12 protein-coding genes are annotated in these 12,444 nt (G+C 67.1%); 2 read left to right on the top strand and 10 right to left on the bottom strand.

Annotated elements, in window-relative coordinates:
- Positions 1-5: 5 nt before the first annotated feature.
- The 3 genes from ABC766_RS08230 to ABC766_RS08220 form a co-directional block, all read right to left on the bottom strand.
- Positions 6-740 carry a DUF3750 domain-containing protein gene (locus ABC766_RS08230; protein ID WP_345821786.1) on the bottom strand — a complete coding sequence of 245 codons (735 nt, stop codon included), beginning with the start codon at positions 738-740 and terminating at the stop codon, positions 6-8.
- A gap of 106 nt (positions 741-846) precedes the next feature.
- Positions 847-1,800, bottom strand: a complete 954-nt coding sequence (gene mdcB, locus ABC766_RS08225; protein ID WP_345821785.1) for a triphosphoribosyl-dephospho-CoA synthase MdcB — start codon at positions 1,798-1,800, stop codon at positions 847-849.
- A gap of 260 nt (positions 1,801-2,060) precedes the next feature.
- Positions 2,061-4,043 carry an acyl CoA:acetate/3-ketoacid CoA transferase gene (locus ABC766_RS08220; protein WP_075381638.1) on the bottom strand — a complete coding sequence of 661 codons (1,983 nt, stop codon included), beginning with the start codon at positions 4,041-4,043 and terminating at the stop codon, positions 2,061-2,063.
- A 714-nt stretch (positions 4,044-4,757) separates the two neighbouring features.
- Between ABC766_RS08220 and ABC766_RS08215 the strand changes: the two genes are divergently transcribed.
- The gene (locus ABC766_RS08215; RefSeq protein WP_043386257.1) at positions 4,758-5,078 is read left to right on the top strand and encodes a hypothetical protein; all 321 of its coding nucleotides are present in this window, start codon (positions 4,758-4,760) and stop codon (positions 5,076-5,078) included.
- Between the two features lie 164 nt (positions 5,079-5,242).
- On the opposite strand, the gene ABC766_RS08210 is transcribed toward ABC766_RS08215, so the two are convergent.
- The 4 genes from ABC766_RS08210 to ABC766_RS08195 are packed head-to-tail and all read right to left on the bottom strand — an operon-like array spanning position 5,243 to position 8,702.
- A complete protein-coding gene (locus ABC766_RS08210) occupies positions 5,243-6,532 on the bottom strand; it encodes an FAD-dependent oxidoreductase (RefSeq protein ID WP_182592561.1) in 1,290 nt (429 codons plus the stop codon).
- 9 nt (positions 6,533-6,541) lie between these two features.
- On the bottom strand, positions 6,542-7,273 hold the full coding sequence (locus ABC766_RS08205) for an amino acid ABC transporter ATP-binding protein (RefSeq protein WP_043386251.1): 732 nt from the start codon (positions 7,271-7,273) through the stop codon (positions 6,542-6,544).
- Positions 7,270-7,923 (bottom strand): amino acid ABC transporter permease, encoded by a 654-nt coding sequence (locus tag ABC766_RS08200; RefSeq protein ID WP_043346657.1) that lies wholly within the window; start codon positions 7,921-7,923, stop codon positions 7,270-7,272. Before ABC766_RS08200 ends, ABC766_RS08205 begins: the two co-directional genes overlap by 4 nt.
- A 5-nt stretch (positions 7,924-7,928) precedes the next feature.
- Positions 7,929-8,702, bottom strand: a complete 774-nt coding sequence (locus ABC766_RS08195) for an ABC transporter substrate-binding protein (protein WP_342144782.1) — start codon at positions 8,700-8,702, stop codon at positions 7,929-7,931.
- Positions 8,703-8,846: 144 nt separating this feature from the next.
- Here ABC766_RS08195 and ABC766_RS08190 point away from each other — a divergent pair, with 144 nt between their 5' ends.
- Positions 8,847-9,464 carry a helix-turn-helix domain-containing protein gene (locus ABC766_RS08190; protein ID WP_279897412.1) on the top strand — a complete coding sequence of 206 codons (618 nt, stop codon included), beginning with the start codon at positions 8,847-8,849 and terminating at the stop codon, positions 9,462-9,464.
- A 60-nt stretch (positions 9,465-9,524) separates the two neighbouring features.
- On the opposite strand, the gene ABC766_RS08185 is transcribed toward ABC766_RS08190, so the two are convergent.
- Genes ABC766_RS08185 through ABC766_RS08175 form a run of 3 tightly spaced genes read right to left on the bottom strand, consistent with a single transcriptional unit; the run spans position 9,525 to position 12,072 of the window.
- The gene (locus ABC766_RS08185; RefSeq protein ID WP_345821783.1) at positions 9,525-10,817 is read right to left on the bottom strand and encodes a TadE/TadG family type IV pilus assembly protein; all 1,293 of its coding nucleotides are present in this window, start codon (positions 10,815-10,817) and stop codon (positions 9,525-9,527) included.
- Between the two features lie 38 nt (positions 10,818-10,855).
- Positions 10,856-11,470, bottom strand: a complete 615-nt coding sequence (locus ABC766_RS08180) for a TadE/TadG family type IV pilus assembly protein (protein WP_179697983.1) — start codon at positions 11,468-11,470, stop codon at positions 10,856-10,858.
- Positions 11,470-12,072, bottom strand: coding sequence for a TadE/TadG family type IV pilus assembly protein (locus tag ABC766_RS08175; protein ID WP_091955289.1), 603 nt, complete (start codon positions 12,070-12,072; stop codon positions 11,470-11,472). The genes ABC766_RS08180 and ABC766_RS08175 overlap by 1 nt, the downstream gene beginning before the upstream one ends.
- Between the last annotated feature and the right edge of the window lie 372 nt (positions 12,073-12,444).

The following is a 12,444-nucleotide window of genomic DNA, read 5'->3' as shown; positions in this document are numbered from 1 at the left end:
GCCGCTCAGAGGCCGAGCCGGCCCACCGCCGGCAGCTTGATCCCGGGTCGCCGCAGGTCGATCCCCGCGACGCCTCCGAGCAGGTTCAGCTCGAATCCCTCGACCCAGCCGAGGGTCACTCCGGCATAGCCGCCAAGATTGACGCGGATTCCGGTCCGGGAGGGCGTCAGGCCGGCCCAGCGCCCGTCGTAGGGGAAATCCTTACCGATCGCCGTCGTCGGCAGGCTGGCGCGGATCTCCGGCACCGCCGCCATCACGGCGGCCACGAAGGTGTTCGAGTTGGGCCCGGGCCAGACGACATAGTCGCCGGGCCGGCTGTAGCGGTACTCGGCCACAGCCCTGCGGATCCGCGGGAGCATCGCCTCCGCCTCCGGCCCGTCCGCCGCGAACACGACCGACGGCGGATTTCCAAACCAGCGCCCGTCCGGCACGAACCGGTCGACCCAGATCGGCTGGCCCCAGGCCGTGTAGTCGAACCGGCTGAAGGCGGTGGCGTCGCGGTCCTTGATGACGATCCAGCTATGCGTGGCCACGATGCCGCGCCAGCTCACGGTCCGCGCCGAGAAGATGCGCAGCACGGCGCCGGGATGCGCATCCGCGCGTGGCAGCAGACCGACGCTGGACCGATCCGCGAGATGCCAGTCGCCATTCGCCCGCGTCGCGTAGAGCACGGCCGATGCCGCCACGGGCAGGACGAATAGCACGGCGAGCGCGAGGAGGACGATCCTGAAGCAGGTCACGAACGAGAGAGCTCCGGGTGATGGGCCGGCCGGATGAAGGCTGCGTGTACCCCGACGTATGCCGCCAGTGGAACGCGGCCGCGCGGATCGGTTCGCACCGTCGCTCTCAACCAGCGGCGGCGAGCGCGTCGAGCAGAAGCGTCGCGGCGAGGAGATCCGCGCAGCCACCCGGGCTGAGGCGCGTCGCAACGAAGGCGCGGTGGATCGCAGCCGCCCGGTCCCGCCAGCCCGGCGCCGCGATTCCGCCGTCCGCGAGAAAGTCCGCCGCCGCCGCCTGCGCCCATCCGAGGCCGTCGGGTCCCCCGCGATGGAGAAGATTGGTATCGTCGACCACCGCCAGCAGCGCGAAGAAGCAGTGCACGCGCGCCGCCTCTGGCTCGCCCGGCCGGCAGGCGCGCCCGGTGCGCAGCGCCGGCAGGCCGACCGTTCGGATCGTCGGGAAGCCGGCCGCTGCCTCGGCGCTGGCACCGCCGACTCCGAAGCGGCGCACCGCACGTCCGCCATGGCTCACCGGCGAGACAGGGGCCCCGGCGATCGCCGCTCCCCACAGATGCCCGACGCGTTCGGCCCACGCCTCGGCGGAGCCGCGCCCCCTGTCCGGCGTGCCGGCCGCCGCACAGATCAGACCGAGGGAGAAGATGGCGCCGCGATGCGCGTTGACGCCGCCGGTGGCCCGCATCATCGCGGCCTCGGCCCGCAGCCCGATCCCGCGGAGTTCCGCCATCTCCGCCCCTCGGCTGCCCGCCGAGACCAGATCGGCGAAGAACGGCCGGATCGCCGCGGCGCTCCGGTGGAGGGTGTCGGCATCCATGTCGTCGTGGCTGCCGGAATCCACCGGGCTGACGAGGCCGGGCTTCGGCCAGGTCTCCAGTTCCTCGATCAGAGCCGCATGGGCGAGGTCGGCGACGCGCTCGGCCCAGGGGGGCTGGGCGCGTCCGGCATCGGCCGTCGCGGCAGCGAGGTTCTGATGAGCGTGCAGGAGCGGACCTCCCCGAGGCGTGCGCCGACATGGCCGGACGGAACTGGGCCGGCCCAACCTATACGGGAAGAATCCGCGCATGCATGCGTCGGAAACAGCCCCAGTCTGCTTGGGCGTCTCCGGCCTGGAGATTCTCCGGAAACACTATAGTCGCGGATGGCGGGTCGGGCTCGGCGAACGCGTGATCTGTCGTCAACCGCGGGGAGCCGGGGCTTGGCCCTCTCACGAGAGCCACCGACGACGCGCCGTATGCCGCCCCCGGAATGGTCCGCCGCGCCGTCCTCTCCGGGACGGCGCGGCGAATCCTCCGGACTACCGGCCGCCTGCGGCCGGCTCTCTCCTCAGGCCGCCGAGGCGACCGCCGGAGAGATCCGCTTCCGGGCCTTCTTGTCCTCGGTGCTGCTGACGAAGGCCTGCGCCTCCTCCTTGCGCTCGAAGACGTGTGGTGCGACCCCGCGGTTGTTCAGGGCCTCCTCCATCTTCAGGCGCAGGAACGCGCTCGTCGCGTACCGGGTCGTGGTGGCGTAGTAGTTCGCCTGCAGATACTGGACCATGCCGGCGTAATCATCGACAAGGTTCTCGTTGAGCCGGAAGCCGTCGTGGTTGATCACGGCGTTGACCCGCTGGCCGGCCTTGCGGCAGGCCTCGACGATGGTCATGCGCAGCTCGTCCATGTCGCCCTTCACCCGGCAGTACCAGCCTTCCAGGTTGATGAAGAGGATGTTGCGCTCGCCATCGTAGCTGACACGCGACTTGAGATCGAGGTTGAGCAGATCCGAGATCAGCTCCATCGGCTCGTCGCGGAAGATGCGCGGATCCATCGGCACGGGATTGCGCACCACGGGGGCGAAATCCATGTGGGCGATGATGTCCCGCTCGATATCGATGCCGGGTGCGACTTCGATCAGTTCAAGACCTTCCGATGTCAACTGGAACACGCAGCGCTCGGTCACGTAGAGGACCGGTTGCGACCGCTCCACCGCGTAGGGACCCGAGAAGGTGTTCTGCTGCACCTGCGTGACGAATTTGCGCGCCTTGCCCTCGCTGACGATGCGCACCTGACCGTCGTTCACCGCGATCTCGAGGCCGCCGGCCGTGAACGTGCCGGCAAAGACCACGGTGCGGGCGTTCTGCGAGATGTTGATGAAGCCGCCGCAGCCATTCAGCTTGCCGCCGAACTTGGACGTGTTGACGTTGCCGGCGGCATCGCACTCGGCCATGCCCAGGCAGGTCATGTCGAGGCCGCCGCCGTCGTAGAAGTCGAACATCTGATTCTGGTCGATGATGCAGTCGGCATTGGTCGCCGCACCGAAGCTCGAACCGGAGGCCAGCACCCCGCCGACCGCGCCCGCCTCGGTGGTGAGGGTGATGTAGGGCGTGATCTTCTCCTCGTTGGCGACCGACGAGATGCCCTCCGGCGCACCGACGCCGAGATTGACGACGCCGTTCGGCGGCAGCTCGAAGGCGGCGCGCCGGGCGATGATCTTGCGCTCGTTGAGCGGCATCCGCTTGATGCCCGTCACCGGAACGCGGATCTCGCCCGCGAGCGCGGCGTCGTGCATGACGCCGTAATTCATGCGGTGCATCTCGGGCTCGGCGACCACCACGCAGTCGACGAGGATACCGGGGACGCGCACGTCCTTCGGCAGAAGATATCCGTCGTCGACGATGCGCTCGACCTGGGCGATGACGATGCCGCCGTTGTTGCGGGCCGCCATGGCCTGCGCGAGGCAGTCCAGGGTCAGCGCCTCCTTCTCGTAGGAGAGGTTGCCGGACGGGTCGGCCGATGTCGCGCGGATGAACGCCACGTCGATCTTGGTCGCCGTGTAGAACAGCCACTCCTCACCATCGACCTCGACGAGCTTGACGATGTCCTCGGTGGTCAGCTCGTTGACCTTGGCGCCGCCATGACGCGGATCGACGTAGGTCTTCAGGCCGACCTTCGAGAACAGGCCCGGCTGGCCTGCGGCGCAGGCCCGGTACAGCTGTGAGATGACGCCCTGGGGCAGGTTGTAGCCGCGGATCAGGTTGTCCTGCGCGGCCTTCGCGACCTTCGGCATGCGGCCGAAATTGGCGGCGATGACCCGCGAGAGGAGGCCGTCATGGTGCAGGCGGCCCGTGCCGAGCCCTTTGCTGTCACCGGCACCCGCCGTCATGATCAGGGTGAGCCCACGGGGCGATCCGGTCTCGACGAACCGCTTCTCGAGGGCGGCGTGCAGGGCCTCCGGGATGCAGCTCTGGACGAACCCCGTTGTCGTCACGACGTCGTTCTCGCGGATCAGCGCGATCGCCTCTTCCGCCGAGATGACCTTGTTCTTCCTCATGGAGCCCGTGATCCTCCCCGGCCTTCGGAGGTGCGGCCGGCCGTGATGCCCGTCCCCTCCGATTCTGCCATACGCCGCCCCCGTGGTTCCGGGACATATCGGCCCCGGGAGTCAGCTGAGTTTTGAATACGATCGTTATTGCACCGCATCAATATTTGCGGCATTGCACGAGGGCCCATGCCGGCCGCGTGACAGTACTCCTAAAATGCAGACCGGCGCTGCTGAAAAACTCTTCGGTCCACGATCAGAAAAATTGCGCGGTGTCAGCGCCGCGGACGAGGATCGGCTCGAGCGTGACCGCATGTGCTCCCCCGCACGCGGTTTCCGCGGTTCGCGTGCGCGGCCTCACCGCGGGGTCCCTGGATCCGGTGTCTCTCTCTGTCACGCAGGGAGGCGATCATGAATCGAGATCCGAGAGACCGAAACAGCCAGCGCGAGGGCAGGGGCCGGCCTGCCGATCCGACCAGGGGCGCCGAGGCCGGCGCACGCGAGGCCGTCGTGGCCGCCTGGCGGCGGGCGCTCTGCAGGATGCGCGAACGGCGGGCCGCGCAGGATCGGACCGATCCCAGCGGCTGAGCCACGGGCGCAAGCGCGCAAGCCACACCCACCGCCGACGTTGCCCGAATGGTGACGGGACCGACCCCTTTTTCCCTACTTTGCGCGGCGCCGCGCAGGCGGCACAGCGGGCCTGACGGATGAGGAGTGCATAGGCCGATGGACGACGACGTCGCAGACGGTACGGACGGCGGCGACGCGAGTTCAGACGCGGCCCGGGAGGCGAACGGGATCGCCTTCCTGCTGGCGAGCGCGGCCTATCTGACCCTCGCGGACGCACATCTCCGGAGGGAAGGTCCGGAAGGCCTCGCCCTGATGGACGAGATCGAGGATCGGATCACGGAGGCGCTGCAGAGTTTCGTCGACGAGACGTCCTACGAGGATGCCCGCCCGGATATCCTGCTGCATGCAACCCGCAAGGTTCGGGCCCTGCTCGAGGCCGGACGCTCCCTTTCACCGGAGATGCGGCGGTTCCAGTAAGCCGCTCCTCCGGCGCGGCAAGCCTGTTCCGATGCGGCTCGATGGCCGGGTCGCGATTGCCCCAAGAAGCCGATAGCGTCCGCTTCTCGACCTGTCGGTCGGGATCCTGGCGCCTCCGCCCGCGGGGGTCTCGCTGGATCGTCGAGACGCCGAGCCTTGCCGCCTCAGCGGATGCCGCCGTCGCTCAGGCGATACCAGGCGATGATCGCCGATACGTACAGTCTGTGGAGGGCGTGAAGCGGCAGCGGCGCGATCGGAGTGAGCGGGAGCGGCAGGTTGTCGGCATCGCCGGTGGCGATGTAGGCGGCCATCGCACGCCCCATCGCCGACTGGAGGCCGACGCCCCGGCCCTGGCAGCCGATATCGATGAGGAGGCCGGGTGCCGGCTCATGGAGATGGGGCAGGTAGTCCCGGGTGATCGCGACGCGGCCGCACCAGCGGTGGTCGAAGGCGGTCCCGTCGAGCTGCGGGAACAGCTTGCCGACGATCCGTTCGAGATGGGCCCAGTCGGCAGGACTCCGCGGCTCCCGGAACGGGCCGCGGCCGCCCATCAGCAGGCGACCGGTATGGTCCAGCCGGAAGTAGAGCAGGAGCTTGCGCGTGTCCGACGAGACATGGCCTTCGGGCAAGATCGAGCGCCGCAGGTTGTCGGAGAGCGGCACCGTGGCGACCTGGAAGGAGTTCGCCGCGATCACGGTCCGCGCGAGGTCCGGCCAGAGGCCGCCCGTGTAGCCGTTGGTGCACAGAACGACCCGTTCGGCATTCAGCCGGGCCCCCTGGGCCGTCGTGACCGTCCAGCCCGACCCCGTCCGTTCGAGAGAGGTCACCGGCGATGCGCCGTGGATCGACGCTCCGGCCTTCAGGGCCGCCCGGGCGAGGCCGCGGGCATAACTCAAGGGCTGGATCGCGCCACCGCGTCCGTCGAGCCAGCCGCCGCGATAGCGACCGGTCCCGAGGAGCTGTTCGGCCTCGGCCTTGTCGAGGACGCGGGTTGGCGCGCCGAGATCGGCCCATTGCGCCGCCCGTCGCTCGACTTCGGCGAGCCCCGTCTCGGTATGGGCACCCTGAATCCAGCCGGCACGCCGGTGCGGCACGTCCATCCCGTGCCGGGCAATCAGGTCGAATACCACGTCGGCGGTTCCGCCTGCGAAGCGTGCGAGTCGCTCGCCGCGCTCTCGGCCGAACCGGGCGACGAGATCCGCGGGATCGTATTTCAGGCCCGGGATCACTTGGCCGCCGTTGCGACCGGACCCGCCATAGCCGACCTCCCGCGCCTCCAGAACCACCGGGCGGATGCCGCGCTCGGCCAAGTGCAGGGCGGTGGACAGGCCACAGAATCCGCCGCCGACGATCACCACGTCGGCCGTGCCGGATTCGGCGAGCGGCGGTGTGTCCGGCGCGGGCGCCGCCGTAGTGGCCCAGAGCGAGGGGGCGAGGGGGAACGGTTCGGCCACGGCCTTGTCCTAAAGCGGGTGCAGCACACGCTGCAGGAAATCCTGCGTGCGCGGGTTCTGCGGACGATTCAGGATCTCGGCGGCGGGTCCCTGCTCGACGAGCCGGCCGCCATCGAGGAACAGCACCCGGTCGGCGACCTCCCGAGCGAAGCCGATCTCGTGGGTCACGACGATCATCGTCATGCCCTCGTCGGCGAGCCCGCGCATCACCCGCAGCACGTCGCCGACGAGTTCGGGATCGAGGGCCGAAGTCGGCTCGTCGAACAGGATCGCCTCCGGGCGCATGGCGAGCGCCCGGGCGATGGCGACGCGCTGCTGCTGGCCGCCGGAGAGTTCGTCCGGCCGGGCGTGCTCCTTGCCGGAGAGACCGACCCGCGCGAGGAGCGCCCGGGCGCGCTCCTCGGCCTCCGCACGGGGTTCGCCCTTGACGTGGATCGGCCCCTCGACGACGTTCTCGAGGGCGGTCCGGTTGGCGAACAGGTTGAATCGCTGGAAGACCATGGAGACCCGGGTCCGGATCGCCTTGATGCTGCGCTTGTCCCGGTCGACCCGCTGACCATCGACGCGGATCTCGCCGCCGTCATAGGCTTCCAGGCCGTTGATGCAGCGCAACAGGGTCGACTTGCCGGACCCCGAGGGTCCGATGATGCACACCACCTCGCCCTTGGTGACTTCGGCCGAGACGCCCTTGATCACCTCCAGGGTGCCGTAGTGCTTCCGCACGTCCTTCAGCACGATCATCGATGCCGCCCCTTGGCCTCGAGATGCCGGACCAGCAGGATCAGCGGCAGGCTGAGCGCGAGGTACATCAGCGCCACCATCGTGTAGACGCTGGTATTCTTGAAGGTCGACGACGCGATCAGCTTCCCCTGGAGTGCCAGTTCCGCCACCGTGATGGTGGAGGCCTGGGACGAATCCTTGAGCATCATGATCATGATGTTGCCGTAGGGCGGCAGCGCGATCCGGATCGCCTGCGGCAGGATCACCCGCCGCATCGTCATGCCCCAGCCCATGCCGATCGACAGCGCCGCCTCGACCTGGCCGCGATCCACCGCCTCGATGCCGGCGCGGAAATTCTCCGCCTGGTAGGCCGAATAGGCGATGCCGAGCCCGATGATCGCCGCCTGCACCGCGGTCAGCGACAGGCCGAAATCGGGCATGACGAAGTAGATGTAGAACAGCTGCACGATGATCGGGATGCCGCGCAGGATGTTGATCATCACCGCGCTGAAGCCCGCCAGCACGGCGATGCCGGAGACGCGCATCACCGCCCAGACCAAGCCGAGGAGCGTCGAGACCACCAGGGAGGCGAGGGTAATCAGGACCGTCAGTTGCACGCCCTGCAGCAGGATCGGCAGGTATTCCTGAGCATCGGCGAGGAACTCGCGCATGGAGCTCAGGACCGGTCGGCCGATGGCGGCAGGCCCCATTTGGTGAGAATCGCCTGGAGCGTCCCGTCGGCCTTCAGCTTGGCGAGCGCCTTGTCGATCTTGGCCAGCAAGTCCGCGTCGGTCTTGCGCACGCTGAGGCCCACCGAGGCCACCACGGTCGGCTTGAAGGTCTCGACCAAGCGGACGCCGGGGAACGCTCCCTGCTTCACGTAGTAGGCCAGGATCGGCGCATCGGCGAAGCCGGCCTTCAGCCGTCCGGAGTTCACGTCCCGGATGATGTCGGGGATCGTATCGTAGATCTTCACCTCGCCGAACAGGCCGGATTTCTTCAGCGGCTCGACGAAGGCGGTGCCGACCTGGGCGCCCACGGTCTCGCCCTTCAGGTCAGCGAAGGACACGTAATCCTTCGTGTCGGTCTTCGGGACGATCAGCCCCTCACCGTAGCTGTAGACCGGCGCCGAGAACGCCACGACTTCCTTGCGCTGCGGCGTGATGAACATCGCCGCCGAGATGATGTCGATCTTCGAGGCGGTGAGCGCCGGGATCAGCGTCGAGAATTGCAGCGGCTCGACCGCCACGGTGAAGCCCGCCTCTTTGCCGACCGCGTTGACGAGGTCGACCATCACGCCCTGGATGGTGTTCGTCTTGGTGTCCAGGAAGGTGAACGGCAGACCTGTCGGCGTCGCACCGACCTTCAGGGATTGGGCGCCGACCGCGCTCCCCAGGATTCCCAGGAGCAGCGTCGACGACAGACACAGCCCGGCCAACCGTCTTCTCATCCTGCCGCTCCCATCATGACCGGATTGCGCGACGAGAGCCGCCGTCCGATTTCATTCTCGTGAAGAATACCGCACGTTTCCAATATCGACGCAAGGGACTTTCACGTGCATGAAGAGACACGCGAGAGGCAGGTTGGTGCGACGGTGAGCATTCCCCAAGGCGACGCAACGGGTCCGGAACCGGTCGACCGGGCCGTGGGTCAGCGCCTGCGCGGCCTCCGGCGCGCCAGGGGGCTCTCCCTCGAGGCGATCGCATCCAGCACCGGTCTCTCGATCGGGTTCATCAGTCAGGTCGAACGGGGTCTGTCGTCGCCCTCGCTCAGGGTTCTGGCGCTCCTCGCGGACACGCTGCAGATCGGTATCGGCGGCCTCTTCGAGCCCAGCCCGCACGAGCCCGATCCGGACCCGATCGTGGTGTTCCGGAAAGACCGGCCGGAACTTCAGCTCTGGCGGGCAGGCATCACCAAGCAGTTGCTGACCCCGCCCGGCGGCACGCACGGGATGAGCCTCTTCCACATGGTGCTGAGGCCGGGGGCGAGCACCGGCGACGAGCCGTTCAGCCACGAGGGCGAGGAGGCCGGCCTCGTTCTGGAGGGGCGCCTGACCCTGGTCGTCGAGGCGCGGACCCTTCAACTCGCGGAAGGCGACAGCTTCCGCTTCGAGAGCCGGCGACCACACCGGTTCAGCAATCCCGACCCGCATGGCCAAACCATCGTGCTTTGGGTCAATGTCCTCGGACCGATGCCGGCCGGATCGCCTTAGCGGAACGCAGGGCCGCCGACAGGCAGGGCCATGCTGGCCCCTGGAGTGGCCGATACCCGTTCAGTTGCTGATCCGGACGGATGCCACCGCGGTGGAGAACAGCTTGAGCATGGCGGCGGTGATGTCGCCCCCGGACGCAACGGGGAAGTACAGCCCGTCCGACGCGCAGGACCGCAGCGCCGGCCCGATCTGGCCCTCATAGGGTCTGACGTACCGATTGTAGAAGTCGTTGTCGTAGATCGGCAGGTATTGCGTATAGATGATGCCGATCCGCACGTTCTTGCTCTTCAGCGCATTGCATGTCGATGGGCTGAAAGGGCCGATGAAGCGGTCGCTCTGGATTTGAAAGCCGGCGCTCTGGTTCGTGACGCTGCCACCGGTATCCTCGACCCCGTCGGTGACCAGGAACAGAAAGCGGATCGGAGAGGACGCCGTGATGCCGGTCCCGCTCGCCGGGATCGTGGTATTCATGACCGCGATGGCGCGCTCGAAATCCGTCTGGTTGTCCGACTGGTTGTAATACGCGTACGCGATATCGATGTTCGGCGCCGCAGCCTTGATCTGGCTCAGGGTCGGCGTCATCGCCTGGAGCCGGGTCTGCGTCGTGGAATCGTTGAACGTCCACATTTCCATTTGATACTGCTGCGACAGCGACATGCTTGCGTTCGCCTGATCAACCAAGGCCGACACGGCGTCACGCAGGACCTGAATGCGCAGCTTAATGTTGTTCTTCAGCGCCACGTGATAAAAGTCGGTCTGGCTATCCCCTGTGATACGACCTTTATTGTCGTAGGTGTGCTGATGACACGCGAAGGCACAGCCGCCCGTCGCGATCTTCATGTTGGCGACATCGGTGTCGGTCGCCGCCAGCCCCATCGACGGCGAATTGTCGAGCAGCAGGTAGAAGTTGATATATTGGAACATGTTGCGGGTGCTGGACGAGCTCCCGTTGATGTTCATGACCGGCACCTGCATCAACGATGAGATCGTCGTCTTCACCGTGGCCGTATAGCTCGCTGCCAAGCTGAGTGTGGCCGAGTTGCTGACGGGTGTTCCCGGGTTGAAGGAGGTCACGGTGACGCCCGGAACCTTGGCGGCCTCCGCTCGGAACTGCGTCTCCATGTTCAGCAGGCTGGTCGATGAGATCGAATTCGTCTTCTGCGAGATCACCGCCAGGACGGCGCCGTCGAGGGCCGCGTCGAGCTGTGCCTTGGCGGCGTTGCGTCGACCGTAATCCACCGCCGCCCCCGTGGCGAACAGCACCGGCAGCATCACGAGGGCGAAAGTGATCGCGACCTGGCCGGATCGCGAGCGCGCACACTTGCGGACGCAGCGCGTGAGGAGGCGGCTCATTCCGGCTGGAACAGCGGACACGTTGGGCCCCCGTCGCGCTAGTTGAAGATCGGGCAAGCCACGCCGCCCGGCATGATGATCTCGCTCGCGGTGCGCTCCGACCACGGGATCTGCCGCGTGAAGGTCAGGCCGCGGTTGCCGAAGATCCAGCGGTAGAGGGCGCTGCCGATGATCGGCGTATAGGTCATCGTCACCTCGCCGAGGATGTAGCGGGCGCCGTCGAACTGATAGACGGCCGGCGTCGGGGGCAACCCGTTGGTCCCGTTGCGCTGCTGGGCCGGCCGCTTGGTCGCGTTCTGGGCCCAGCTGGAGCAGACCCCGCCATAGAGCGTGCCTGAGACCGACTCCACACCCATGGCGTTGACGACGATCTGCAGATTCGAGGCATCGAGGGGACGCAGGATCGCGGTCGCGGCGCCCGCGATCGTCGCCATGGCTTCGACCGTCGGACTCGGATTGTCCGCGCGTCCCGACAGATCACTCAGCGTGCGCGCGAACAGCGTCAGCTTGCGGTTCGCGTCGACCAGGCGCGTGAGTTCCGCGGTGGCAAAATACAGGATGATGAGGAGGGGCAGCACGAACGCGAACTCGACGGCGGCGATCCCGCGCTCGTCGCATCGGTAGCGCGCGAGACGTTCCAGAATCCGGCGCATCAGGAGCACACGGACTGGGTTGTGTACGGTTCGACCTTGAAGACCGTCGCCGCCTGAATCACCCGACGCCTGTTGGGCAGGCTCGGCGTCGCCGCACCGAGCAGCGGGAAGAAGATCGGGACGTCCACGGCCGCCTGCACGATCACGATCGCGGAGGCGCCCGCGCAGGAATAGCTGGGGAAGCTCGCGTTCCAGTCGCTGGCGCCGCTGGCATTGGTCGCCACGGGCGAGACCGGGTTGGCGGCCGCGTAGCTGCTGGCCTGCGTGACGCTGACCCGGACATTGGCGCAGTTGAAGATCGTCACCCGCGGGGTGCCGTTCGACTGCGTGCAGATCGCCGTCCGGAACCGGCTCATCAGGGTCGCAGGATCGGTGGTGCCGGTGTTCGCGGTCTGAAAGGAGCCCGTATAGATCTGCCGGCCGGCATCGGACACTGCCTGCTGGAGGATCTCCTGCTCCCAGAAGACGATCCCGTTCTCCAGGCAGGCCCCGATCAGCGCGAAGAACGGAAGGGCCACGAGGGCGAACTCCACGGCAGTCGCACCCCCGCGCGCCCGCACGAAGCGCGCCGCCTGCGCTCGTCCATCAAGCCAGCGAACCACCGTTCGGATTTCCGTGCTCAATACCCAGCCTTCGACCGGACCACGCCGCTAAAAGAGCATCAAAAGCTTACTTTTTTTTCGCGCAGCATTGTTCAAAATCGATCCATTCGGAATGCTGTCACTTAACATGCAATTGCAAATTTAACCATCGCATCCACCTCAAGTTGAAAGAACTGGCAGAGATTCCTTGAGTCTTGCGACGGCGCCCTGGATGGCCGCCGCTTGTCAGACCAGCAGACCACCGTTGCACGCCTCCGAACATCAGGCTGGAGGGGGCTACGGGCATCGAATTGACCGATCGACCGGCTCGAAGTACGAAATCATGAAATCTTTAAGTCATCAATCGTACGATACGCTGACGACACACGGAAA

This window comes from Methylobacterium fujisawaense, from assembly GCF_039619325.1.
Classification (GTDB): domain Bacteria; phylum Pseudomonadota; class Alphaproteobacteria; order Rhizobiales; family Beijerinckiaceae; genus Methylobacterium; species Methylobacterium fujisawaense.
This window is presented reverse-complemented; position numbering and strand designations above follow the sequence as displayed.

What these genes read in the sequence shown, in the direction of transcription:
- mdcB (WP_345821785.1), bottom strand. Translation starts at nt 1,800, where the DNA reads ATGCGCGGATTCTTCCCGTATAGGTTGGGCCGGCCCAGTTCCGTCCGG.
- ABC766_RS08220 (WP_075381638.1), bottom strand. Translation starts at nt 4,043, where the DNA reads ATGAGGAAGAACAAGGTCATCTCGGCGGAAGAGGCGATCGCGCTGATC.
- ABC766_RS08215 (WP_043386257.1), top strand. Translation starts at nt 4,758, where the DNA reads ATGGACGACGACGTCGCAGACGGTACGGACGGCGGCGACGCGAGTTCA.
- ABC766_RS08205 (WP_043386251.1), bottom strand. Translation starts at nt 7,273, where the DNA reads ATGATCGTGCTGAAGGACGTGCGGAAGCACTACGGCACCCTGGAGGTG.
- ABC766_RS08200 (WP_043346657.1), bottom strand. Translation starts at nt 7,923, where the DNA reads ATGCGCGAGTTCCTCGCCGATGCTCAGGAATACCTGCCGATCCTGCTG.
- ABC766_RS08195 (WP_342144782.1), bottom strand. Translation starts at nt 8,702, where the DNA reads ATGAGAAGACGGTTGGCCGGGCTGTGTCTGTCGTCGACGCTGCTCCTG.
- ABC766_RS08185 (WP_345821783.1), bottom strand. Translation starts at nt 10,817, where the DNA reads ATGAGCCGCCTCCTCACGCGCTGCGTCCGCAAGTGTGCGCGCTCGCGA.
- ABC766_RS08180 (WP_179697983.1), bottom strand. Translation starts at nt 11,470, where the DNA reads ATGCGCCGGATTCTGGAACGTCTCGCGCGCTACCGATGCGACGAGCGC.